General features: G+C 70.3%; 23 protein-coding genes, 1 tRNA gene and 1 other RNA gene. 12 read left to right on the forward strand and 13 right to left on the reverse strand.

The window, feature by feature from the left end; translation table 11 throughout:
- Positions 1–19: 19 nt before the first annotated feature.
- Positions 20–436, reverse strand: an RNA gene (gene rnpB / locus ACFXGJ_RS17635) — RNase P RNA component class A.
- 41 nt (positions 437–477) lie between these two features.
- Between rnpB and ACFXGJ_RS17640 the strand changes: the two genes are divergently transcribed.
- Positions 478–1005: a DUF1697 domain-containing protein gene (locus ACFXGJ_RS17640; protein ID WP_378622477.1), complete on the forward strand. Its 528-nt coding sequence runs from the start codon at positions 478–480 to the stop codon at positions 1003–1005.
- A gap of 25 nt (positions 1006–1030) precedes the next feature.
- Positions 1031–2281 (forward strand): SLC13 family permease, encoded by a 1251-nt coding sequence (locus ACFXGJ_RS17645; protein ID WP_378622479.1) that lies wholly within the window; start codon positions 1031–1033, stop codon positions 2279–2281.
- A gap of 67 nt (positions 2282–2348) precedes the next feature.
- Here ACFXGJ_RS17645 and ACFXGJ_RS17650 read toward each other — a convergent pair whose 3' ends face one another.
- From ACFXGJ_RS17650 to cobC, 6 genes are all read right to left on the reverse strand, one after another.
- Complete coding sequence (locus ACFXGJ_RS17650) at positions 2349–3776, reverse strand: dicarboxylate/amino acid:cation symporter (RefSeq protein WP_378622482.1); 1428 nt, start codon at positions 3774–3776, stop codon at positions 2349–2351.
- A gap of 215 nt (positions 3777–3991) precedes the next feature.
- Positions 3992–4936 carry an alpha/beta fold hydrolase gene (locus tag ACFXGJ_RS17655; protein ID WP_378622485.1) on the reverse strand — a complete coding sequence of 315 codons (945 nt, stop codon included), beginning with the start codon at positions 4934–4936 and terminating at the stop codon, positions 3992–3994.
- A 112-nt stretch (positions 4937–5048) separates the two neighbouring features.
- Positions 5049–6179: a bifunctional RNase H/acid phosphatase gene (locus ACFXGJ_RS17660; protein ID WP_378622487.1), complete on the reverse strand. Its 1131-nt coding sequence runs from the start codon at positions 6177–6179 to the stop codon at positions 5049–5051.
- Positions 6176–6913: a zinc ribbon domain-containing protein gene (locus ACFXGJ_RS17665; protein WP_378622490.1), complete on the reverse strand. Its 738-nt coding sequence runs from the start codon at positions 6911–6913 to the stop codon at positions 6176–6178. The genes ACFXGJ_RS17660 and ACFXGJ_RS17665 overlap by 4 nt, the downstream gene beginning before the upstream one ends.
- A gap of 87 nt (positions 6914–7000) precedes the next feature.
- A complete protein-coding gene (locus ACFXGJ_RS17670; RefSeq protein ID WP_378622492.1) occupies positions 7001–8131 on the reverse strand; it encodes a Nif3-like dinuclear metal center hexameric protein in 1131 nt (376 codons plus the stop codon).
- Positions 8128–9153 carry an Rv2231c family pyridoxal phosphate-dependent protein CobC gene (gene cobC / locus ACFXGJ_RS17675; RefSeq protein WP_378622495.1) on the reverse strand — a complete coding sequence of 342 codons (1026 nt, stop codon included), beginning with the start codon at positions 9151–9153 and terminating at the stop codon, positions 8128–8130. Before cobC ends, ACFXGJ_RS17670 begins: the two co-directional genes overlap by 4 nt.
- A gap of 55 nt (positions 9154–9208) precedes the next feature.
- On the opposite strand from cobC, the gene ACFXGJ_RS17680 reads away from it, so the two are divergent.
- Genes ACFXGJ_RS17680 through ACFXGJ_RS17690 form a run of 3 tightly spaced genes read left to right on the forward strand, consistent with a single transcriptional unit; the run spans position 9209 to position 11332 of the window.
- Positions 9209–9880 carry an HAD hydrolase-like protein gene (locus tag ACFXGJ_RS17680; protein WP_378622498.1) on the forward strand — a complete coding sequence of 224 codons (672 nt, stop codon included), beginning with the start codon at positions 9209–9211 and terminating at the stop codon, positions 9878–9880.
- Positions 9870–10355, forward strand: a complete 486-nt coding sequence (locus tag ACFXGJ_RS17685; protein WP_378622501.1) for a low molecular weight protein-tyrosine-phosphatase — start codon at positions 9870–9872, stop codon at positions 10353–10355. The genes ACFXGJ_RS17680 and ACFXGJ_RS17685 overlap by 11 nt, the downstream gene beginning before the upstream one ends.
- Positions 10356–10390: 35 nt before the next feature.
- Positions 10391–11332: an SURF1 family protein gene (locus ACFXGJ_RS17690; RefSeq protein ID WP_378622503.1), complete on the forward strand. Its 942-nt coding sequence runs from the start codon at positions 10391–10393 to the stop codon at positions 11330–11332.
- Here ACFXGJ_RS17690 and ACFXGJ_RS17695 read toward each other — a convergent pair.
- Positions 11258–12247: a cobalamin biosynthesis protein gene (locus ACFXGJ_RS17695; protein WP_378622505.1), complete on the reverse strand. Its 990-nt coding sequence runs from the start codon at positions 12245–12247 to the stop codon at positions 11258–11260. The two genes, ACFXGJ_RS17690 and ACFXGJ_RS17695, sit on opposite strands and share 75 nt — an antisense overlap.
- Before the next feature lie 115 nt (positions 12248–12362).
- Here ACFXGJ_RS17695 and ACFXGJ_RS17700 point away from each other — a divergent pair, with 115 nt between their 5' ends.
- The 3 genes from ACFXGJ_RS17700 to ACFXGJ_RS17710 all read left to right on the forward strand — a co-directional run bounded on the left by ACFXGJ_RS17700 (position 12363) and on the right by ACFXGJ_RS17710 (position 14855).
- Positions 12363–13070, forward strand: a complete 708-nt coding sequence (locus tag ACFXGJ_RS17700) for an ABC transporter ATP-binding protein (protein WP_378622508.1) — start codon at positions 12363–12365, stop codon at positions 13068–13070.
- Positions 13067–14416: an FtsX-like permease family protein gene (locus tag ACFXGJ_RS17705; protein WP_378622511.1), complete on the forward strand. Its 1350-nt coding sequence runs from the start codon at positions 13067–13069 to the stop codon at positions 14414–14416. Before ACFXGJ_RS17700 ends, ACFXGJ_RS17705 begins: the two co-directional genes overlap by 4 nt.
- A gap of 97 nt (positions 14417–14513) precedes the next feature.
- Positions 14514–14855, forward strand: coding sequence for a hypothetical protein (locus tag ACFXGJ_RS17710; RefSeq protein ID WP_378622514.1), 342 nt, complete (start codon positions 14514–14516; stop codon positions 14853–14855).
- Here ACFXGJ_RS17710 and ACFXGJ_RS17715 read toward each other — a convergent pair.
- Entirely contained in the window at positions 14818–15339 is a 522-nt protein-coding gene (locus tag ACFXGJ_RS17715) for an acyltransferase (protein WP_378622516.1), read from the reverse strand. The two genes, ACFXGJ_RS17710 and ACFXGJ_RS17715, sit on opposite strands and share 38 nt — an antisense overlap.
- A gap of 108 nt (positions 15340–15447) precedes the next feature.
- On the opposite strand from ACFXGJ_RS17715, the gene ACFXGJ_RS17720 reads away from it, so the two are divergent.
- Complete coding sequence (locus ACFXGJ_RS17720; protein ID WP_378622519.1) at positions 15448–16275, forward strand: alpha/beta hydrolase; 828 nt, start codon at positions 15448–15450, stop codon at positions 16273–16275.
- Positions 16276–16291: 16 nt separating this feature from the next.
- Here the strand turns inward: ACFXGJ_RS17720 and ACFXGJ_RS17725 are convergent, their stop codons facing one another.
- Positions 16292–16453, reverse strand: coding sequence for a hypothetical protein (locus ACFXGJ_RS17725; RefSeq protein WP_378622521.1), 162 nt, complete (start codon positions 16451–16453; stop codon positions 16292–16294).
- A gap of 211 nt (positions 16454–16664) precedes the next feature.
- Between ACFXGJ_RS17725 and ACFXGJ_RS17730 the strand changes: the two genes are divergently transcribed.
- Both ACFXGJ_RS17730 and ACFXGJ_RS17735 read left to right on the forward strand, forming a co-directional pair.
- Positions 16665–16964 (forward strand): type II toxin-antitoxin system Phd/YefM family antitoxin, encoded by a 300-nt coding sequence (locus ACFXGJ_RS17730; RefSeq protein ID WP_378622523.1) that lies wholly within the window; start codon positions 16665–16667, stop codon positions 16962–16964.
- A gap of 257 nt (positions 16965–17221) precedes the next feature.
- On the forward strand, positions 17222–18346 hold the full coding sequence (locus tag ACFXGJ_RS17735; protein ID WP_378622525.1) for a type I restriction endonuclease: 1125 nt from the start codon (positions 17222–17224) through the stop codon (positions 18344–18346).
- 144 nt (positions 18347–18490) lie between these two features.
- Here the strand turns inward: ACFXGJ_RS17735 and ACFXGJ_RS17740 are convergent.
- The 3 genes from ACFXGJ_RS17740 to ACFXGJ_RS17750 form a co-directional block, all read right to left on the reverse strand.
- Positions 18491–18562 (reverse strand) — tRNA-Val (locus ACFXGJ_RS17740).
- A 36-nt stretch (positions 18563–18598) separates the two neighbouring features.
- Complete coding sequence (locus ACFXGJ_RS17745; protein ID WP_378622527.1) at positions 18599–19063, reverse strand: peroxiredoxin; 465 nt, start codon at positions 19061–19063, stop codon at positions 18599–18601.
- Positions 19064–19091: 28 nt separating this feature from the next.
- The gene (locus ACFXGJ_RS17750) at positions 19092–19514 is read right to left on the reverse strand and encodes a DUF3052 domain-containing protein (protein ID WP_378408772.1); all 423 of its coding nucleotides are present in this window, start codon (positions 19512–19514) and stop codon (positions 19092–19094) included.
- A gap of 279 nt (positions 19515–19793) precedes the next feature.
- On the opposite strand from ACFXGJ_RS17750, the gene aceE reads away from it, so the two are divergent.
- Positions 19794–22613 (forward strand): pyruvate dehydrogenase (acetyl-transferring), homodimeric type, encoded by a 2820-nt coding sequence (aceE, locus tag ACFXGJ_RS17755; protein ID WP_378622531.1) that lies wholly within the window; start codon positions 19794–19796, stop codon positions 22611–22613.
- Positions 22614–22653: the final 40 nt, after the last annotated feature.

Raw genomic sequence — 22653 nt, forward strand, 5'->3', positions numbered from 1 at the left:
CCCGACGAGCGGGTGGGGGCGGACGAGTTGGTATGTAAGCCGGATCCTGTTCCCGGCGCGTGCTGCGCCGGGCGGCGACCATCCATCTGGGTACACCGTCGCCGGGTACCTCGAGCGGTCCACCCGCAGGCTCGGGCGAGCAGCCCTCGAACACCTGCGCAGCCGCACCTCCGAAAAGGTGCGGCCTTCGACCTTGCTCCGGGCGGGGTTTACCTAGCCACCCCAGTCACCTGGGGTGCTGGTGCGCTCTTACCGCACCGTTTCACCCTCACCGACGCTTGCGCGCCGGCGGTCTGTTTTCTGTGGCACTGTCCCGCGGGTCACCCCGGGTTGCCGTTAGCAACCGCCCTGCTCTGTGGAGTCCGGACTTTCCTCGGCGCGAGGCCTGCACGCTCGTGCGCGCGGTTCCCCTCGCCGCGGCCGCCCAACCAACTCGTCCGCCGGTCCAGACTACTGGGTCACCGATAAGCTCTGCGCATGGCTCGTTACGTTGCGTTGTTGCGGGGTGTCAACGTCGGTGGCATCAACATCAAGATGGTCGATCTGAAGGCGGCGATCACCGGTCTGGGCTTCACGAACGTCAAGACCGTGCTCGCGTCCGGCAACGTCCTGTTCGACACGGACAGAACCGATTTCGCGCACATCAAGTCCGACATCGAGGCGGGTCTGCGCGAGAGGTTCGGCTACGAGGCGTGGATCGTGCTGCTCGACCAGCCGACCCTGGCGCGCATCGTGGACGACTTCCCGTTCGAGGCCGACCGCGAGGGCTGGCATCCGTACGTGCTGCTCTCCTCGGACCCGGCCGCCCTCGACGACATGTACGCGAACGCCGCGACACTCGAGCTCGCCCCCGGCGAACGCATCCAGATGGGTGACGGGGTGCTGTACTGGCACGTCGAACGCGGCCAGACCCTCGACAGTCCGTTCGGCAAGAGCACCGGCAAGGCGAAGTACAAGGCCAGCACCACCAATCGGAACCTGCGCACCCTGCGCAAGCTGATCTGATCTCGCCGACTGCGATGCTCGCTCTGTGATCGTCGTGGTGGCCGTCCTGGTCACGTTGGTGCTCGCCGCCGCCATCGCGCGACCGCACGGACTGCCCGAGGTAGTGGTCGCGGCGCCCGCGGCCGTAGTCGTGCTGGCCGTGGGTGCACTCTCCCCGTCCCAGGCCGTCGACCAACTCCGCTCGCTCGGGCCGACGGTCGCCTTCCTCGCGGCCATCCTGGTGCTAGCCCACCTCGCCGACGCGTGCGGGGTGTTCCGCTGGACGGCCTCGCTGCTACGGACGGGCGCGAGGGGCAGTCCGACCCGGCTGCTCGCGCTGGTGTTCGCCGCATGCGCGGTCACCACTGCGGCGCTGAGCCTCGACGCGACCGTCGTGTTGCTCACCCCCGCGGTGCTGGCCACTGCCACGTCGATGGGGGTGTCCGCACGCCCAGCGAGTTACGCATCGGCGCACCTGGCCAATTCGGCGTCCACCCTGATGCCGGTCTCCAATCTGACCAATCTGCTTGCATTTTCGGCCACCGGACTGGGCTTCGCACACTTCACCGCGTTGATGGCGTTGCCATGGATCGTCGCGATCGGGCTGGAGATCGCGGTGGCTCGCCTCTTCTTCGCCCGCGAACTGCGCGGCGCGGCCACCACTCCCACACCGCCGACCACGGCGCGACCGATGCCCGCGCCGCGCTGGGCTCTGGCAGTGCTGGCGTCGACCCTGGCAGGCTTCGGGCTGTCCGGCGTTCTCGGCGTGGCGCCGGTTTGGTGCGCGGTCGCGGGGGCCGCGCTGCTCGCGTTCCCGGCGCTGAGGGAGGGCCGGACCCGGCCACGCAGCCTGCTGGCCGCGGCGGATCCGTTCTTCCTGCTGTTCGTGCTGGCGTTGGGCGTTGTGGTTGCCCCGCTCACCGAGGGCGCGGTCGGCCACTGGCTGTCCGGCCTGCTTCCCACCGACGATTCCCTCGGCGCGCTGCTTGTCGTGGCAGTCGTGGCGGCGGTGGCCGCGAACCTCGTCAACAACCTGCCCGCCACCCTGCTGATGATCGCAGCCCTCACGGGTGGAGCTTCGGGCCACGTACCCGTCGGCCTGATGCTCGCGATGCTGGTTGGAGTGAACCTCGGCCCGAACCTGACCTACACCGGGTCGCTGGCGACCATGCTGTGGCGGCGGGTCGTAGCCCGCGCCGGCCAGCCCGCAGAGATCGGCACCTTCACCCGGTTGGGCCTGGTCACGGTCCCGCTGACGCTGGTCGGCGCGGTCTGCGCGCTGTGGCTGGTGCTGTAGCGCCTTCGCCGCCCGTGCGCGATTTCACCCCGATGAGGGCGAGAATCGCGCACGGCGCCGAAGGCGACTAGGCGTTCGCAGGCACCCGCTCCGGCTCTGCCGCGGTTGCGGGCTCCTCCGACGTTGCGGGCTTCGCCGTCTCGTCGCGATCCTCGTCCGCGAACGGGTCGCCGTTGCGGGGCGCGTTGTAGAGGCCCTCATCCAGGATCCCCTCCCGCTTGGCGACGATGGTCGGCACCAGCGCCTGGCCGGTGACGTTGACCGCGGTGCGGCCCATGTCGAGGATCGGCTCGACCGCGAGCAGCAGACCGACGCCGGCCAGCGGCAGACCGAGCGTGGACAGCGTCAGCGTCAGCATCACGGTGGCGCCGGTGGTGCCTGCGGTGGCCGCGGACCCGATCACCGAGACCACCACGATGAGCAGGTAGTCGGTCAGGCTCAGGTCGAGGCCGTAGAACTGGGCGACGAAGATCGCGGCGATGGCCGGGTAGATCGCGGCGCACCCGTCCATCTTGGTGGTCGCGCCGAGCGGCACCGCGAACGACGCGTACTCCCGCGGCACGCCGAGGTTGCGTTCGGTGACCCGCTCGGTCAGCGGGAGGGTGCCGATCGAGGAGCGCGTGACGAAGCCCAGCTGGGTCGCCGGCCACACCCCGGAGAAGAACCGCCGCACCGAAAGCCCGTGCGCTCGAATGAGAATCGGGTAGACGACGAAGAAGACCAGCGCCAGGCCGATGTAGACGGCCGCGGTGAACCAGCCGAGCTGACCGATGGCGTCCCAGCCGTACGTCGCGACGGCCTTGGCGATCAGCGCTGCGGTGCCGATCGGCGCGAGGCGGATGATCCACCACAGCACCTTCTGCACGATCGCGAGCAGGGCGGCGTTGAACGCCAGGAACGGCTCGGCCTTCTCCCCCACCTTCAGCGCAGCGACGCCGATCGCGATGGCGATGACCAGCAGCTGCAGGACGTTGAAGCTCAGTGCGGTGCTCGCAACACCATTAGTGATCGTGGTCTTCGCCCCGAGCGCCAGGAAGTTCTGCGGCACGAGTCCGGTGAGGAACGCCCACCAGGATCCGGTGCTCTTGGGCACCGCGGCGGTCCCGGCGTCGACGGTGGTGTTCGCGCCCGGATGCACGATCAGGCCGACGACAATGCCGATGAGCACGGCGACGAACGCGGTGATCGCGAACCAGAGCAGGGTCTGCACCGCGAGGCGGGCGGCGTTCGCGACCTGCCGCAGGTTCGCGATGGAACTGACGATCGCCGTGAACACCAGCGGGATGACCGCGACCGTCAGCAGCGCGACGTAGCTCGAACCGATGGTGGTGATGGTGCCGACGAGCCAGTTCGGGTTGCCGTCGTCCGCCTTGGGCATGGACCGGGCGAGCAGTCCGATCAGGACGCCGGCGATCAGACCGACGACGATCTGGGTGCCGAACGAGGTAGCCCAGGCGGGCAGGCGCCGACGAGCGGCAGGGGTGGGGGCCGACATGGATGCGGGCCTTTCACTTCGGGCGCGCAGCACGAGGCACGCTCGACCGAGCGTGGGTGCGCGAGGAATGGCTGACGAGGGAACGTCCGGCGAGAATCGGCCGGGTCAGCGCGTACAGACGGCGCTCGACTGCAGACAGTTGTCGACGTACCGTCGACTGGTCAGCAGCGAGTTCACCCGGGAGATGTTACTCCCGCTAAGAAATGTGCCGCGAACTAGCCCCGCGCGCGGTCGACCACCTCGCGTACGGCATTCGAAACCACTCGAGGCTGCTCAACATTGACACCGTGCCCGCTGCCGGTGTCGGTGATGTGCCGCGCGTGCAGTTCGTCGGCCAGTCGGTCCTGGGCCGCCAGCCACGCCGGCCACGTCGAGCCGCTGCTTCCGACCCGGAGGTCCCACGGCTTGTCGGAGGTGAGCACGGCAGCAGGCAGCAGATGCGGCATCGGGGGCGCGGCCCGGATCTCGTCGACGCTGGTTTCGTAATCGGGCACCTCGAGCCCCTTCGTCGGATCCATCTCGCCGATCTTGTGCATCCAATCGGACCACTGATCCGACGTCAGAGTGCCGCGCAGGAACTCGGAAGCACCGTCGACGGTGACCAGACCGGAAACCTGCGGGAAGTCGGTACGCGCGAACAGAGCGACGATCATCGCGCCCCACGAGGCTCCGACCAGCACGTACGGCGCGCGCTCGCCGGCCGCGGCGAGCACCGCTCGCAGGTCGCTCACGCCCGCCTGCGCCGTCGTGGGCTGTGGCACCGGGGTGGAAGGGCTCGGCGTGCCGTCGTCCCGGGTGGTGCCGGGACGGTCGTATGCGCACACCCGGGTGAACGAGGCGACGGTGGGAAGCACCGCCGCACCGCTCGGCTCCGGGCCGGCCCCGGGGTCGGCGGGGTCGACTGCGTCGGTCCACTCGTCCGACGCGCCCCCGGTGCCGGACACGAGTACCACCGTCGGGGATCCGGTCCCACGACACTCCAGGTAGATACCGCGGTCGCCGACGATCACCACTCGCCCGGAATCGCCGGGGGCCGCGGTCGAGGAACCCGGACCATCCGAACTCTCGGCTGGACCCGCGCAGGCGACGAGCACGACCGACATCGCGGCCGCACCGACGACCGCCGGCGAACGACGACCTCTCGTGAACCGCCGTGCCATGGCCCCGCGCGCCCTGACCACACACCCAGTATTCCAGGCGGCCACGCGACGTCCGCCGGTTCACCGGGACGTCCCCAGGTTCCACCAGCGCGGTTGTCGAGGCGGAGCCGCGTTACAGGTGCGAGGTGTCGTTGACCAGCCGCACCGACGCGCCGCCGTCGGGATAGAACTCCGCGATCGACAGCGACGCGAGATCGAGGTGCAGCCGGTACAGCAGCGACGGTCCGACGTCGAGTGCCAGCTGGAGCAGCGTCTTGATCGGCGTGACGTGCGAGACGATCAGCACGTTCTGGCCCGGGTAGTCGCGCGTGAGGTCGTCGCGCACACCCTCGACACGGCCGCGCACCTCGTCGAAGCTCTCGCCGCCGGGCGGTCGCAACGAGGTGTCCGAGAGCCACCGGCGGTGCAGGTCCGGGTCGTGCGCGGAGGCCTCCGCGAAGGTCAGGCCCTCCCACTGCCCGAAGTCGGTCTCCGTCAGGCCCTCGTGCACGTGCACCGGCAGTCCCAGCGCCGAGCCCGCCGCCTCGGCGGTCTGCCGGGCCCGACCGAGCGGGGAGGACACCACGGCCGCGATCCGGCCTCGTGCGGCGAGCCGGGCGGCGGCCGAACGCGCCTGGCCGAGTCCGACCTCGGTCAGCTGCGGGTTGCCGCGGCCGGAGTAGCGACGCTCCACCGACAGCTCGGTCTGGCCGTGCCGCAGCAGCAGCAGTCGGGTCGGTTTGCCCAGCGCGCCGGTCCAGCCCGGCGCGGACTTCGCCGCCGGCGTCGACGCGGGCGGCGCGGGGGCGGCGGCCACCGGCGCGGTCCGGGCCAGGTCGGTGGGTGCGAGTCCGTCCATCGCCTCGTTCGCCAACCGGTCCGCGTGCGAGTTGTCCGCCCGCGGAATCCAGGTGTAGGTCACCGAGTCGAACCCGGCGGCCAGCTCCCCGGCGCGGCGGGCGAGCGGGATCATGTCCGGGTGCTTGACCTTCCAGCGTCCCGACATCTGCTCGACGACGAGCTTGGAGTCCATCCGGACCGCGACCGCCCGCGCGCCGAGCTCGGCGGCGGCGGTCAGGCCGGCGATCAGCCCGCGGTACTCGGCGACGTTGTTGGTCGCGACGCCGATGCTCTCGTTGCGCTCGGCCAGCACCGTCCGGTCCGCGGCGTCGAAGACGACGGCGCCGTAACCGGCCGGGCCGGGGTTACCGCGCGAACCGCCGTCCACCTCGACGACGACGTTCGGGCCGGAACCCGAGGTCACAGACCGGACTCCTTGGTGCGCACCATGATTGCGCTGCACTCGGGACAGCGGACGACCGTCTCCGGCGCGGTCGCGGCGATACGGGCGATCTCGCCGCGGTCGATCTCGATCCGGCAGGCGCCGCAGCGGCGGGCCTGCAGCAGCGCGGCGCCGACCCCGCCCTGCGAGCGCTGGCGGTCGTACACGGCCAGCAGGTCGTCGGGGAACTCCCCGACCAGCGCGGCCCGGTCGGTCTCACACCGCTGCTGGGCAGCGTCGAGGTCGGCGACCGCGTCGTCCCGGCGGCGGGTGACGTCGACCATCGCGTCGTCGATCTGGCTCAGCTGACCGCCGGCGTGGTCGTAGTCGGACTGGGTGGCCTCGCGGCGCTCCATCACCTCGAGCAGCTCGTCCTCGAGCACACCCTGCCTGCGCGCGAGGCTGCCGAGTTCGTGCTCGAGTTCGGTGAGCGCCTTGGCTGCCACCGTCCCGGACTCGAGCAGCTTGCGGTCGCGCTCCTCGCGCTTGCGGACGGCCTCGACCTCACCCTCGAGCTTCTTGATGTCTCGGTCCAGGTCGTCGAGGACGATCTGCACGGCGACGGCGGCGTCCTTGCGTCCCACCCGGTCGGACTCGAGACGCGTGAGCTCCCCCTGTTCGGGCAGCGTGCGGCGTCGGTGCGCGATCCTCGTCAGCTCGGTGTCGACCGCGGCGAGGTCGAGCAGCTTGGCCTGAATCCGGGGTTCGACGTTCACGCGTGCATTTCTCCTGCTGTCTGGCGGGTGTGAGGGGGCGTGGATACCGTACCGCCACCGCGGACGGTGGCAGAACCGCTTGCGCCGCTACCGTCCGTTCAGCGTCCACGGATCGGTCCGCACGGCGGAGATCGCGGTGGCCCAACCCTCGGTCGCGGCGAACCGCGCGTCGAGCACGCCGCGGGCCTGCGCACACCACGGGTACTCGCTCGCCCAGTGCGCGACGTCCACCAGCACGGGTCCGCCCCCGCGCAGGTGCTCGTCGGCCGGGTGGTGCCGCAGGTCCGCTGTGACGTACGCGTCGACGCCGGCGGCGCGGGCCGCGCCGAGCAGAGAGTCGCCGGAACCGCCGCACACCGCGACCGTGCGCACCGGGGTGTCCGGATCGCCCGCCGCGCGCACGCCCCACACGGTCTCGGGCAGGACGCCCCGCACCCGGGCGGTGAACTCGCGCAACGACTCCGGCCGCTCGAGCTGGCCGATCCGGCCGATTCCCCGCGCCGATCCGGTGTCGGCGAGCTCGAGCACGTCGAAGGCCGGTTCCTCGTACGGATGCGCGGCCCGCAGCGCGGCAAGCACCCGCCGGCGCAGCGACCGGCGGGCCACCACCTCGACGCGGTTCTCGTCGACCTGTTCGAGGCGGCCCGCCTCGCCGAGCGTGGGGTTGGCCGCCGCGGACGGCAGGAACTGCCCGGTCCCGCCGACGGTCCAGCAGCACTCGCTGTAGTCGCCGACCTCGCCCGCCCCGGCGGCGAACAACGCGTCCCGCACCGCCGCGGTGTCGTCGACCGGGACCGTCACGACCCACTTGTCCAGCGGCGCGGAGGGCGCCGGGTCCAGCGGCCCGGTCACGGTGAGCCCGAGGGCCTGCGCGAGCGCGTCGGACACCCCAGGGTCGGCCGAGTCCGCGTTGGTGTGCGCGGTGTACAGCGCGCACCCGGAGCGGATCAGGCGGTGCAGCAGCGCCCCCTTCGGGGTGTGCGCGCCGACGGTGTCGACCCCGCGCAGCAGCAACGGGTGGTGCACGACCAGCAGCTGCGCGCCCCAGCCGAGTGCCTCGTCCACCACCGCGGCGGTGGCGTCGACGGCGAACAGCACCCGGGTGACCGGGTCGGCGGGGTCCCCGCAGACCAGGCCGACCGAGTCCCAGCTCTCCGCGAGGGCTGGCGGGTAGGCCGCCTCCAGGGCCGAGATCACCTCGGACAGGACAACACTCATGCCAACACCTCCGTCAGGGCCGCGACCAGTCGCCGGGCCGGTTCCGCCGCGCGCACCGCGACCCGCACGTGGTCGGGGCCGAGGCCCGGGAAGGTGTCCCCGCGACGGACCGCGATCCCCTTCTCCCGCAGCTTCTTCCGAACCAGCTCGCCGTCCGGCACCCGCAGCAGGAGGAAGGGGCCGCGCGCCGGACCGGACACGGACACGCCCGCGGCGGCCAGCATCTCGACCATCTCGGCGCGCTCGGCCTCGATCAGCCGCGCCTCGCGCTGGGCCCACTCGACGGCGGCGGGTTCGCAGCAGGCCCGGATCGCCTCCACCTGCAGGCTGCCCAGCGGCCAGTGCGCCCGCCCGACCTGCAACCGCGCCAACAGTTCCGACGGCCCGAGCACGTACCCGCACCGCAGGCCCGCGAGGGCGAAGGTCTTGGTCAGGCTCCGCAGCACCAGCACGTCGGGCAGCGACATCCCGGCCAGCGACTCGGGTTCTCCCGGTACCGCGTCGGCGAAGGCCTCGTCCACCACCAGGATCCGTCCGGGCCGGCGCAACGCCAGCACGTCGGCCGCCGGATGCTGCACGGACGTCGGGTTGGTGGGGTTGCCGAGCACCACCAGGTCGGCGGACTCGGGCACCGCGGCCGGGTCGAGCCGGTAGGGCTCGCCCTGGACCACCCGGACCACCGGGACACCCGCCTCGCGCAGCGCCCACTCGGGTTCGGTGAACGAGGGGTGCAGCAGCGCCGCGGAGGTGGACCCGAGCCGCGGCAGCATCGCGAACCCCTCGGCCCCGCCGGAGAGCAGCAGCACCTCCTCGCGCCGGCGGCTGTGCCGCGCGGCGACCTGGTCCCGAGCGGCGTCCTCGTCGGCGACCGACGGATAGCGGCCCAACGCGGCGATGCCCGCGCGCAGACGCTCGGCCAGCCACTCCGGTGGGCCGTCCCCGCGCACGTTCACCGCGAAATCGAGCAGTCCGGGCTCGGCGTCGATGTCGCCGTGATGTCGCAAGTCCGTCCGCTCGTCCACGGAGGCAGTTTATGGCGCGCGCGTGCGCCGCCGCGCCAACGGGCAGGATGGAGCGGTGACCACCAGCACCTCCACCAGGGTGACCCTGTTCGATCTCGACGGGACCCTCACCGATTCCGCCCCCGGCATCGTCGCCGGCTTCCGGCACGCCCTCGCCGCGGTCGACGTCGCCGTGCCCGAGGGCGACCTGCAGGGCCGGGTCGTCGGGCCGCCGATGATCGACACCCTGCGGTCGCTCGGACTCGACGAGACGGCCGCGCAGACCGCCCTGAACGCCTACTTCGACCGCTACGACGCCGTCGGATGGTCCGAGAACGCCGTCTTCGACGGGATCGACGAGCTGCTGACCGGCCTCACCGCCACCGGTACCCGCCTGGCGGTCGCGACGTCGAAGTCGGAGCGCTTCGCGCACCGCATCCTCGAGCACTTCTCGCTGGCGCAGCACTTCGAGGTGATCGCCGGGGCCAGCGAGGGCGGCACGGGCAGACGGGCGAAGGTCGACGTCATCGAGCACGCCCTGCGCGGGCTCGGGATCGAGCCGACGGCCGGTGGCACCACGGGCGTGGTGATGGTCGGTGACCGCGAGCACGACGTGCACGGCGCCGCGCACTGGGGCATCCCGACGGTGTTCGTCGACTGGGGTTACGGCACCGACCGGGAGGCCGCCGACGCACGCTGGCGCGTGGAGACCGTCGACGAACTCGGGCGGGTACTCGATGAGCACTGACCGCGTGACCGGCGTGCCGCTGCACATCACCTTCGTGTGCACCGGCAACATCTGCCGCTCCCCGATGGCGGAGAAGATCCTGCTCGGCCGCCTGCGGGATGCCGGCCTGGACGCCCTGGTCCGGGTCAGCAGCGCGGGCACCGGCGACTGGCACGTCGGGCACGAGGCGGACGAACGCACCAACGAGGTGCTGCGCGCCCACGGCTACCCGACCGGGCATCGGGCCGCGCAGGTCGGCCGCGACCACCTGGGTGCGGACCTGGTGGTCGCGCTGGACACCGGCCACGACCGCGCCCTCGCCCACCTCGGGGTGCCCACCGAACGCCGGCGCCTGCTGCGCAGCTTCGACCCGGACGCGGACGGCGACTCGGTGCCCGACCCCTACTACGGCGGCACCGACGAGTTCGAGCTGGTCCGCGAGCAGATCGAGGCCGCGGTCCCCGGCCTGCTGGAGTGGGTGCGCGAGCACCGGTAGCCGGGGCCGGCCGGCGAGACAAGTACCGTGGATGCGTGCGAAGGCTGAAGTTTCTGCTGCGTCCGGGCTGGTTGGTGTTGGCCGTCGTGGTCGCCGCGTTCGCCTTCATGTGCTTCTGGTTCCTCGCGCCGTGGCAGCTCCACAAGAACACCAGCACCTCGGAGCGCAACCAGCTGATCGCGGACTCCGTCTCCGCGGCCCCCGTGCCGGTCGAGTCCATCCTGCCGACGTCGGGTCCGCTCGCAACCCACGACGAGTGGCGCCAGGTCAGCGCGACGGGGACCTACCTGCCCGGCAAGGACGTGCTGATCCGGCTGCGGACCATCGAGGACGCGCCCGCCTTCGAGGTGATCACCCCGCTGCAGCTGAGCGACGGCCGGATCGTGCTGGTCAACCGCGGGTACGTGCGACCGGTCGAGGGCGGCCGACCCCCGGAGTTCGCACCCGCACCGACCGGCGAGGTCACGATCGCCGCCCGCCCGCGGATGTCCGAGGGCACCGTCGCAGGCAAGGACCCGATCCAGGAGAACGGGTACCCGCAGGTCTACTTCATCAACCCCGCCCAGATCGGCGGGGCGGTCGGGGTCACGCCCGTCGACGTCTACCTGCAGCTCGCGGGCGACCAGCCCGGTTCGCTGGGCGCGATCCCGCTGCCGCAGCTCGACGCGGGACCGTACCTGTCGTACGGGCTGCAGTGGCTGGCGTTCGGCATCATGGCGCCGCTCGGACTGGCGTACTTCGTGCGCGCCGAGATCCGGGAGCGCCGCCGCGACCGAACCGGCACCGCCGCCGCTCCCCCGGTGGCCACCGAGCCCGCCACCGGCGGAGCGGTCCCGGCGACCCCCGAGGCGTCCTCCGCGATCGACGAGGACGACGTCGTGTTGCCGCAGCGGCGGCGCCGCTCAGCTTCCGCCGAGCCGACGACCATGACGGCGACGGAAGCCAAGCTCGCCGACCGCTACGGCAAGCGCCGCTGACCCGACCGCGGCACCGATCTGCACGGCGGACGAGAGCCGCACCGCCCGCCGCAGGTCCGCGACCGCGGGGGCGGGTCCGTCCCCGAGGGTGGGCCGCTGCTCGACGCCGTGCGGGTACTCGGTGCGCCCGCCCAGCGTGACGCCGAGCGCTCCCGCCATCGACGCCTCGGCGACACCGGCGTTGGGGCTCGGATGGTTGGCCGCGTCGCGTCGCCACGCCCGCAGCGCCGCCCGGGGCGAGCCCCCGACCACCGGTGCGACGGCCACGGCGAGCAGTCCGGTCGCCCGGGCCGGCGCCAGGTTCACCAGGTCGTCGATCCGCGCCGCGGCCCAGCCGAAGCGCAGGTACCGCTCCGAGCGGTAGCCGATCATCGCGTCAAGGGTGTTGATCGCCCGGTAGCCGAGCACGCCGGGAGCCCCGGCGACGGCCGCCCACCACAGCGGCCCGACGGTCGCGTCCGAGGTGTTCTCCGCGACGGATTCGACGGTGGCCCTGGCCATTCCGGCGCCGTCGAGGGAGCTCGGGTCCCGACCGCACAGCGACGGGACCAGCGCCCGCGCGCCGTCGAGGTCGTCGCGTTCGAGCCTGGCGGCCATGTCGGCGCCGACCCGGCTCAGCGACGTCCCGCCGAGCGCGGTCCACGTCGCCGCCGCGACCACCGCGCTCTCCCCCACCCAGCCGAGGCGGCCCGCGACGCGACCGGCGAGGACCGTCCCGCCGGTGACCGCGGCGACCAGCAGTCCGGTGTGCACGAGTCCCGCCACCCGGCCGTCGCGGTAGCTGCGACGTTCGAGCGCCGCGGCGGCCCGTCCGAAGCCGGCCACGGGATGCAGTCGCGCGGGATCGGCGAAGGCCCGGTCCGCGGCGAAGCCGATCAGGATTCCGGTCGCTCGTGCCGACCCGCGCAAGTTCACGCAGGTATGTCTACCAATCGCCGGTGCGTGGGTCATACCCAGGTATGACCGCGCACCGGCGACAATCCCGCGACGGTCCGACGACATCGCGACGACGCGGCACGAGAGTGGATGCATGACCTCCCCCACCCCGAATCCCCGCCCGCAGTTCCCGGTGTTGTCCGCGCACGCCGTCGGCAAGTCCTACGGCACGACCGCGGTGCTGCGCGGGGTCACCGCGGACTTCCACGCCGGCACCGCGACCGCGATCATGGGACCGTCGGGCTCGGGAAAGTCCACGCTGCTGCACTGCCTGTCGGGGATCGTGGCTCCGGACGAGGGCGCGGTCCTGGTCCGCGGGCACCACATCGAGACCCTCGGCGAGAACGAGCGCAGCCGGCTGCGCCGCGAGTCCTTCGGGTTCGTGTTCCAGTCCGGTCAACTGCTGCCGGAACTGCCCGCGATCGAGAACGTCGCGCTCCCGCTGATACTGGGCGGCGCCACCGTCCGCGAGGCGAAGCGCAAGGCGAACGCCCTGTTCGCACCGCTCGGCCTCGACGGCCTCGAGGACCGGCGGCCCGGCCAGATGTCGGGCGGCCAGGCCCAACGCGTCGCGATCGCCCGTGCCCTGGTGACCCGGCCCGCGGTGCTGTTCGCGGACGAGCCGACCGGCGCGCTCGACGCGCAGACCAGTTGGGAGGTGATGCGCCTGCTACGCGAGTCCGCGCGCGAGATCGGGTCCGCACTGGTGGTGGTCACGCACGACGTCGAGGTGTCCCGCTGGTGCGACCGCACCCTGACGATGCAGGCCGGTTCCCTGGTCGCGCGGGAGGTGGCGGCGTGAGCGCGACCGCCCGGGTCGCCGTGCTCACCATCCGCGGCGAGGGCCGCAGGACCCTGAGCACCTACGCGCTGCCGGTCGTCGCGTTCGCCGCGTCGACCGCCCTGCTGCTCACGGTGCTCGGCGGTTACGGCGCGTTCGCCGGTCGCACCGGCGAACCCGAGGCCCAGACGTATCGCGCCCTCGCCGGCGTCGCCTCGGTCCTGGTGGTCGTCCCGGCCGTCACGCTCGGGCTCGCCGCCGCCCGACTGGGGGCCCGCCGCCGCGACGAACGACTGGCCGCGCTGCGACTGCTCGGCTCGACCCCTCGACAGATCGTCGGGCTGTGCGCGGCCGAATCGGGTCTGCAGGGTCTGGCCGGCGCGGTGATCGGCGCCGTCGGCTACCTCGTCGCCCTGCCGCTGATCGCCCTGCTCCGGTTCCAGGGGCGGGCCTTCGCGGTGGGCGAACTGTGGGTGGGGGCGCTTCCCCTGCTGGGCGTCGTCGTCGGCATGACCGTGCTGGCCGCGCTGACCTCGATGCTCGGGATGCGGCAGGTCTTCGTCGGCCCGCTCGGCGTGACGGCAGGCAGCCCGCGGCCCGCGCCGAAATGGGCAATCGCCGCTGTCGGCCTCGCCGTGGTCGTCGGCTGGGGCGCCGTCGGTGGCGCCGCGTCCGGCGTCACCGTCATCCTGATCGGGCTCGCGATGTGCTTCGGCGTCGTGGCGCTGATCGGACCGTTCGTCGTCTCGATGCTCGGGCGGGTGATGCTCGCCCGAGCATCGGACGCCGCCTCGCTGATCGCGGCCCGCCGCGTGCTCGACAACCCGAAGGCCGTGTGGCGCAACGTGGGTGGAGTCGCGATGGCGAGCTTCGTGGCGGGCGCGACCTCCCTCCTCGCGGCCATCGGCGACGCGGGCCCGAACCCGGAGCCCGGGCAGGAGCAGCTGCTCACGGACATGCGGACAGGCGTGCTGTTCACGCTCGGCGCGACGTTCGTCCTGGCCGCGATCTCCTCGGCGCTCACCCAGGTGTCCGCGGTCCTCGACAACCGTGCGCTCTACCGCAGCCTCGCGCTGACCGGCACACCGGTGAGCGTGATGAACGCGGCCCGGCTTCGCGAAGCGCGGACGCCGTTGCTGGCCATGTCGCTCGCCGGCGCGGGCAGCGCGTTGCTGTTCCTGTTCCCGTTGGTGGGCGCCGCGATCGTGACCAGCCCCGCGGCCATGATCCAGCTCGTCGTCACGCTCGCGGTCGGGATCTCGCTCGTGCTGGTGAGCGTGCAGGCGGCGCGGCCGGTGCTGCGGCGCACCCTCGCCGGTCGAGGGGGTGACCGAACACCGGGCACCACCCGATCGGCGCGGCGGTGACCTGCCGGTGAATTCTTCGGACCGTCCTGGGAAGACATCGAATCCGCACGATTTCAGGTCTACGCAGCGGGAGTCCCGGCTGCTATCCATGACAGTCGTGACGAAGTTTCTCGCCGTACTCGTGGGTGTCGGCATCATGGTCGCCGCGATGGTGGGCACCCATTCCCCCGAGCCCGACCGCGGGCTCAGCGAGTCCCAGCTCGACCTGCTGGCCGACGTGCGCTCGGAGGTGCCGACCCTCGACGGCAAGTCCGACGAGCGGATCGTCGCGCACACCGCGCAGGTCTGCGAGAAGCTCGCCCTGCCCCGCCGGAACCGGTACGACATCGCGCTGAGCGCGCTGCGGAGCCTGGGCTACCGGGAGGGCGACGCCGAGACGTTCGTCCTGTACGCGGCGGGGATCAGCTGCCCGGAGTCGCTGCCGCAGATTCCCCGCTGATCGCGCCGGGCGCGTCGAGCGGCAGGTCGCGTATCCGCCGGGCCGGATTGCCCGCGTAGACGCCGTTCGGCTCGCAGTCCTTGGTGACGACGGCGCCCGCGCCGACGATGCACCCCGGCCCGATGGTGACGCCGGGCAGCACGATCGCGCTCGCGCCGATCCAGCAGCCGTCGCCGACCACGATCGGCCGGTGATAGACCCGGCCGCCGCGACCGTCGGCGGGACCGATCTCGTGGGTGCTGGTGATGAACTGCGCACCGTGCCCCACCGCGACCTGACGGCCGAGGGTGATCGGGGCGGTGCAGTCGAACAGCACGCCGCGGTTGACGAACGTCCCCAGCCCCATCCGAATGTCCTTGCCGCCGAAGTGACATCCCGCGTAGATCCCGGCTCCCCACACCTTGGCTCCCCCGGCGAGCAGCAGCAGAATGCGCAGCCACACCGGGACCAGAGCCGAGGACTGGATGATCGTGATCAGGCGCACACGACGAGCCTATCCGCCGGCGTCCCGGTCGCGCCGGGACGCCGGTCCTAGACTTCCGGCAGATGCCGACGGTCGGCACCCGCACCGCGTCCCCCGAGGAGCCGTCCCGTGTCGCAGTCCCGAACCGTCCCCGTCGTCTTCGTCCACGGACTGTGGATGCACCCGATCAGCTGGGGCGACTGGGTGGACCTGTTCACCGCCGCGGGCTACGACGCCATCGCCCCGGGCTGGCCCGGCGACGCGACCACGGTCGAGGCGACCCGACAGGACCCGGACGCACTGAACAAGAAGGGCATCGGCGAGGCCACCGAGCACTACGCGGCGTTGATCTCGCGGCTGCCCGACACCCCGATCGTGGTCGGCCACTCGTTCGGTGGCCTGATCGCGCAGCGACTGCTGGGCCGCGGACTCGCCCGAGCCGCCGTCGCGCTGGCCCCCGCCCAGTTCAAGGGCGTGCTGCGGATGTCCCCGACCCAGATCCGGTCGGTGTTGCCGGTCGTGAGCAGGCCCGGCCTGCGTTCGAAGACCTGGTCGCACACCCCGGAGAGCTTCCACGCGACGTTCGCCAACGCGGTCGCCCGCGACGAGTCGGACCGGATCTTCGCAGACTTCGCGATTCCCGCGCCGGGCCGGCCGCTGTTCCAGGCCGCCCTCGCGAACGTGGCGCCGGGCAGTCCCGCGAAGGTCGACACGCGCAGCGCCCGCGGACCGCTGCTGATGGTCGCCGGCGGGCAGGACCGGCTGGTCCCGGAGCCGCTGGTCCAGTCGGCGTACAACATCCAGCGTCGCAACCTCGGGGTCACCGAGTATCAGGTCTTCCCCGACCGCGGGCACTCGCTCGCGGCCGACCACGGCTGGCGTGAGGTGGCCGACGCGGCGCTGGACTTCCTGGAGCGGCACGACCTGGCGCCGTCCACGCCCGATGACCAGTCGTAGCGGCGACGGCCACGGGTCAGCGTCTCGGGCGCCTGGCAGGGCCCGGATCGGATCTGTGGTGGTCGAGACGGTCGCGGCGGCGAAGTTCGGTGAGAAACAGCGCGCACACCGTGAGGTAGGCGCCGAGCACGCCGACCGGAGCGGCGGCGACGAGAGCAAGAGCGGCAAGGAATTCCATCTGGTCTCCCCACGGGCGTCATGCACGTTCGGAGGCAATCGATCGATGCCACGGCCCCAGCAGGGCCGTAGCTCCACGGTAGGAGGCAGCGTGCCGGTTCAGGTGAAGCCCGGGTGAACTCTGCTTGTGACCTCGCACACGGTTGCCGAGTCGAAATCGGCGCCGGAATGGCAAGATTCGCAACGCAGTTACTCAGCGAATGGAGTCGGCAGTGGCGCCAACAACCGTGAAATCCGCGCGCAAGCGATTGAACCAACTGGTCCGACAAGTCAACGACGACACGGTCGCGGTCGAGATCGCCGGCAAGAACGCCAATGCGGTGTTGATCTCTCGCGACCGCTACCTCGCCCTGCAGGAGTCCACCTTCCTGCTCCGGTCGCCCGAACTGATGGACAGCCTGCGCCAGGCCGAGCGTGCGCTCCGCGAGAATACCGCCGCCTCCAAGGAGAACGCGGTGAAACGCAAGCCCGCTCGGACGGCGAAGAAGACCAAGAAGGCAAAGAAGAAGTAGCGTTCCCGCTCGTATACGCGTTGACAGCGCCTGACGCGCCCTTGCCTACGGGTAGAGGTCCAGTGTCATTCGTTCGGTCAGAGATTCGGAAACACCTCCTGATGTCCAGGATTTGTCGAATCAACCTGTTAGAAGTAGTCGGCTTGTCGACGCTGCATGTCGGGAGAAGGTCGCGGCTCCAACACCGCGCGAACCTCGTGTCAGCGGTCGTCATGACCTCACCCACCAGCCGACCAGTCGAACCAGGAGCTGCACCTATGGATTTCGCTGAAGCAATCAACGCGCTCGCCGGAAAGATCAGGGACAAGAAACGCGGCATCGAGACCGAAGAAGCAACGAAGAACGCGTTCATCATGCCGTTCATCTCATCGGTACTCGGATACGACGTCTTCGACCCCAGCGAGGTGGTGCCGGAGTTCGTCGCCGACGTCGGAGTCAAGCGTGGGGAAAAGATCGACTACGCCATCCTGAAGAACGGCGAGGTCCGGATGTTGGTTGAATGCAAAAAGATTGGCGAACCGCTCAACCTACGCCACGCGTCCCAGCTCTTCCGATACTTCGCCGTCACGTCAGCCCGCATCGCAATCCTCACGAACGGACAGGCGTACCAGGTGTACACCGACGGAGACGCACCCAATGTGATGGACGAAAAGCCCTTCCTGGTCTTCGATCTCCTCGATATCGACCGCACACTGATACCCGAGATGCAGAAACTGTCGAAGGACTCGTTCGACCTTGATTCTGTGATCAACGCAGCCGAGGAGCTCAAGTACATCGGCATGATCAAGAGGATCATGGCATCCGAGATCAAGACCCCGTCCGACGATTGGATTCGGTACTTCGTCTCCCGGGCATACGCGGGAAAGGCCACGCAGAAGGTCGTTGACCAGTTCCGGCCCCTCGTGACCAAAGCGACCAGTCAGTACATCGGCGATCAGGTGAATGATCGGCTCGAGAACGCCCTCGGAGGAGATCTGCCCAACGCCGGGAGCATTGAGGCTTCGTTGCCGGCGGGCGCGGTGACGGTAGAGGTTGACTCGGTGAGCGCCCCGGACCCTGACATCGTCACCACCGACGAAGAACTCGAGGGTTTCAACATCGTGAGGGCTATCGCTGTCGCTGAGGTCGCGCCCGAACGGATCGTCCACAGGGATGCGAAGACGTACTTCGCGGTTCTGTTGGACGACAACAACCGGAAGCCAATCATCCGCTTGCATCTGAACGGCAAGAGCGTCAAGTACGTGACGACGTTCGAGAATGGCAACAAGATGGGGGCGCGGTACGACATCGCATCCGTCGTCGATATCTACAAGGTCGCGGAACAAATCCGATCGGTGATCCGGGAGTACGCCCGCGAGGACGTGGTTGCTCCCGTGAGCTGAGAGCTCCACAGGGACCGTGATTCCGCACTCGGTTGACTCGGCGAGATCCTCGGAAGATCGGTCGCAGCAATCAGAATCGCGCGAAACCCCCAGCTACTGCTGGGGGTTTCGCGCGATTACCGAAGCCGCTCGTGTCGGGATCTGTGGGCGCGGAGGGTTTCGAACCCCCGACCGCTGGTGTGTAAAACCAGAGCTCTACCACTGAGCTACACGCCCGAAATCCGGCAGACCGAATCGTCCACCGAATTGCACTCAGGAATCTAGCGCGGCGAGCGCGTTCTCCCAAGCTGCCTGGTCACGGGCCTCGCCGGGGCCGTTCATCTCGGCGAACCGGATGATGCCCTCCTTGTCGACGACGAAGGTTCCGCGGTTGGCGAAGCCGGCCTTGTCGTTGAACACGTCGTAGGCCTGGGCGACCGCGCCGTGCGGCCAGAAGTCCGACAGCAGCGGGAAGGTGTAGCCCTGCTCCGCGGCCCAGATCTTGTGCGTGGGCGGCGGGCCGACCGAGATCGCGAGCACGGCGGCGTCGTCGTTCTCGAACTTCGGCAGACCGTCGCGGACGCGGCACAGCTCGCCCTGACAGGTTCCGGTGAACGCTAGCGGGTAGAACACCAGCAGCACGTTCTTGCTACCCCGGTAGTCCGAGAGCGAGACTTCCTGGTTGTTCTGGTCCTTCAGGGTGAACTCGGGCGCGACGGCGCCGACTTCGAGAGGCACGACGACTCCTAGGTCTGCGGGTGGACGGTCAGCGCTTGGCCGGACGAGCCTTGGGCTGCACCAGCCGGCTGCCCGACCAGGACCCGAGGTTCGCGGCCGAGGTCTGTGTCAGACCCGCGGTCGGCGCGGACTCGGCGATCTCGCTGGGCTCGACGTGTCCCGGCTGACCGGTCTTGGGGCTGAGCACCCACACGAAGCCCTCGTCGGCGAGGGGGCCGATGGCGTCCATGAGAGCGTCGACCAGGTCGCCGTCGCCGTCCCGCCACCACAGCAGGACCACGTCGATCACCTCGTCGGAGTCCTCGTCGAGGAGTTCCCCGCCGATGGTCTCCTCCACCGATGCCCTCAGAGCATCGTCGGTGTCCTCGTCCCAACCCAGTTCCTGAACGACCATGTCATTGGTAATGCCGAGTTTCTGGGCGTAGTTCTGGGCGTCGGCCGCGGCGACCACGGTGGTGTCCTCCTCTTGTTGACGAACATCAAGGCCAGCACCGGTCGGTGCGGATCAGTAGTGAAAGCGAACATGCTCGACGGCTCTCGCGCAAGCGGACCGCGCCGAAAAGACCAACAAATATTCGGATCCAGGGGAATCACCCTCGCCTTCGCCGTCCCGTCAACGATTTGGCAGGATTGATGTAGATCACCGTCAAGTTGTAAACCGAGCCGCCGTCACACTGGCGACTCGGCTGGATCGGGCGCCGCACCGAGCGTCCACCGCGATGAGGAGCAAATGTTGTCCGAGCACACCCAGGACCCGGTATCGCAACCCACGCCGCATCCCGTACCCAGCGCCGATGGCCGCGTACGCGTGATCCGTGAGGGCGTCGCCTCCTACCTTCCCGACATCGATCCGGACGAGACCGGCGAATGGATCGAGAGTTTCGACGATCTGCTGCACCGCTCGGGTCCGTCCCGCGCCCGCTACCTGATGCTGCGACTGCTCGAGCGCGCCGGCGAGCGGAACGTCGCGATCCCCGCGCTCACCTCCACCGACTACGTCAACACCATCCCCACCGAGAACGAGCCCTGGTTCCCCGGTGACGAGGAGGTCGAGCGCCGATTCCGCGCCTGGATCCGCTGGAACGCGGCGATCATGGTGCACCGCGCGCAGCGCCCCGGCGTCGGCGTCGGCGGCCACATCTCCACCTACGCGTCCTCCGCCGCCCTCTACGAGGTGGGCTTCAACCACTTCTTCCGCGGCAAGGACCACCCCGGCGGCGGCGACCAGATCTTCATCCAGGGTCACGCCTCCCCCGGCATCTACGCCCGCGCCTTCCTCGAGGGCCGCATCCCCGCCGCGCAGATGGACGGCTTCCGCCAGGAGCACAGCCACGCGGACGCGGGCGGCGGACTGCCGTCGTACCCGCACCCGCGCCTGCTCCCGGACTTCTGGGAATTCCCGACCGTCTCCATGGGTCTGGGCCCGATGAACGCCATCTACCAGGCCCGGTTCAACCACTACCTGCACGACCGCGGCATCAAGGACACCTCCGACCAGCACGTCTGGGCGTTCCTCGGTGACGGCGAGATGGACGAGCCCGAGTCGCGGGGTCTGGCACACGTGGCCGCGACCGAGGGTCTGGACAACCTCACCTTCGTCGTCAACTGCAACCTGCAGCGCCTCGACGGCCCGGTCCGCGGCAACGGCAAGATCATCCAGGAGCTGGAGTCGTTCTTCCGCGGCGCCGGCTGGAACGTCATCAAGGTCGTCTGGGGCCGCGAGTGGGACGCGCTGCTGCACGCCGACAAGGACGGCGCGCTCGTCAACCTGATGAACGAGACGCCGGACGGCGACTACCAGACCTACAAGGCCAACGACGGCGGCTTCGTGCGCGAGCACTTCTTCGGCCGCGACCCGCGCACCAAGGAACTGGTCAAGGACCTGTCCGACCAGGAGATCTGGAACCTCAAGCGCGGCGGCCACGACTACCGCAAGGTCTACGCCGCCTACGCCGCGGCGATGGCGCACAAGGGCCAGCCGACGGTGATCCTGGCGCACACCATCAAGGGCTACACCCTCGGCAAGCACTTCGAGGGCCGCAACGCCACGCACCAGATGAAGAAGCTCACCCTCGACGACCTCAAGCGCTTCCGTGACCTGCAGCGCATCCCGATCTCCGACGCCGAACTGGAGAAGGACCCCTACCTGCCGCCGTACTACCACCCCGGGCCCGACGCGCCGGAGATCCAGTACATGCTGCAGCGCCGCAAGTCGCTCGGCGGGTTCCTGCCCTCGCGTCGCACCGACGTCGCACCGCTGACGCTGCCCGAGGACAAGACCTACGACTCGGTGCGCAAGGGGTCGGGCAAGCAGGAGGTGGCGACCACCATGGCGTTGGTCCGCATCCTCAAGGAGCTGCTGCGCGACCCGGAGATCGGCAAGCGGATCGTGCCGATCATCCCCGACGAGGCCCGCACCTTCGGTATGGACTCGTGGTTCCCGTCGCTGAAGATCTACAACCGCAACGGCCAGCTGTACACCTCGGTGGACGCCGACCTGATGCTCGCCTACAAGGAGTCCTCGGTCGGGCAGATCCTGCACGAGGGCATCAACGAGGCGGGGTCGACGGCCTCGTTCACCGCGGTCGGCACCTCGTACGCCACACACGGCGAGCCGATGATCCCGCTGTACATCTTCTACTCGATGTTCGGCTTCCAGCGGACCGGCGACGGCCTGTGGGCGGCGGCGGACCAGATGGCCCGCGGCTTCGTGCTCGGCGCCACCGCGGGCCGCACCACCCTGACCGGCGAGGGCCTGCAGCACGCGGACGGGCACTCGCTGCTGCTCGCGTCGACCAACCCGGCGGCGGTCACCTACGACCCGGCGTACTCCTACGAGATCGCGCACATCGTCAAGGACGGCCTGCGCCGGATGTACGGCGGCACGCCCGGTGTGGACGGCTTCGGCGGGGAGAACGTCTTCTACTACCTGACCATCTACAACGAGCCGTACCAGCAGCCGGCCGAGCCGACCGACCTCGACGTCGAGGGCCTGCTCAAGGGCATCTACCGCTACAACAGGTCCGAGGGGTCCGGGCCGCGTGCGCAGATCCTGGTCTCGGGCGTCGCGATGCCGGAGGGCCTGCGCGCACAGCAGTTGCTGGCCGACGACTGGGGCGTGTCCGCCGACGTGTGGTCGGTGACCTCGTGGGGCGAGCTGCGCCGCGACGGCGTCGAGTGCGAGAAGGCCGCGCTGCGCAGCCCCGACCTCACGGCCCCGACGCCGTTCGTGACCGCGGCCCTGGCCGGTGCCGAGGGCCCGTTCGTGGCGGCCTCGGACTGGATGCGTGCGGTCCCGGACCAGATCCGGCAGTGGGTGCCCGGCGACTACACCACGCTCGGCACCGACGGGTTCGGCTTCTCCGACACCCGGACCGCGGCGCGGCGCTACTTCAACGTGGACGCCGAGTCGATCGTCGTGGCCGTCCTGTCCGGCCTCGCCCGCGCCGGCAAGGTCGAACACAACACGCCTGCGGCGGCGGCCAGCCAGTACCGGATCAACGACGTGCTCGCGGCACCGAAGTCGCTCAAGGATCCCGGCAGCGCGTAGCCGTCGGAGACCGTCGGCCAGGGGCGTCCCGGCACCGTTC

The sequence above is a fragment of the Rhodococcus sp. NPDC059234 genome (genome assembly GCF_042754225.1).
In the GTDB taxonomy this organism is placed as follows: domain Bacteria; phylum Actinomycetota; class Actinomycetes; order Mycobacteriales; family Mycobacteriaceae; genus Rhodococcus_G.

Coding starts and splice junctions, on each gene's coding strand:
- ACFXGJ_RS17640 (WP_378622477.1), top strand. CDS start 478: ATGGCTCGTTACGTTGCGTTGTTGCGGGGTGTCAACGTCGGTGGCATC.
- ACFXGJ_RS17650 (WP_378622482.1), bottom strand. CDS start 3,776: ATGTCGGCCCCCACCCCTGCCGCTCGTCGGCGCCTGCCCGCCTGGGCT.
- ACFXGJ_RS17655 (WP_378622485.1), bottom strand. CDS start 4,936: ATGGCACGGCGGTTCACGAGAGGTCGTCGTTCGCCGGCGGTCGTCGGT.
- ACFXGJ_RS17670 (WP_378622492.1), bottom strand. CDS start 8,131: ATGAGTGTTGTCCTGTCCGAGGTGATCTCGGCCCTGGAGGCGGCCTAC.
- ACFXGJ_RS17685 (WP_378622501.1), top strand. CDS start 9,870: ATGAGCACTGACCGCGTGACCGGCGTGCCGCTGCACATCACCTTCGTG.
- ACFXGJ_RS17700 (WP_378622508.1), top strand. CDS start 12,363: ATGACCTCCCCCACCCCGAATCCCCGCCCGCAGTTCCCGGTGTTGTCC.
- ACFXGJ_RS17725 (WP_378622521.1), bottom strand. CDS start 16,453: ATGGAATTCCTTGCCGCTCTTGCTCTCGTCGCCGCCGCTCCGGTCGGC.
- ACFXGJ_RS17735 (WP_378622525.1), top strand. CDS start 17,222: ATGGATTTCGCTGAAGCAATCAACGCGCTCGCCGGAAAGATCAGGGAC.
- aceE (WP_378622531.1), top strand. CDS start 19,794: ATGTTGTCCGAGCACACCCAGGACCCGGTATCGCAACCCACGCCGCAT.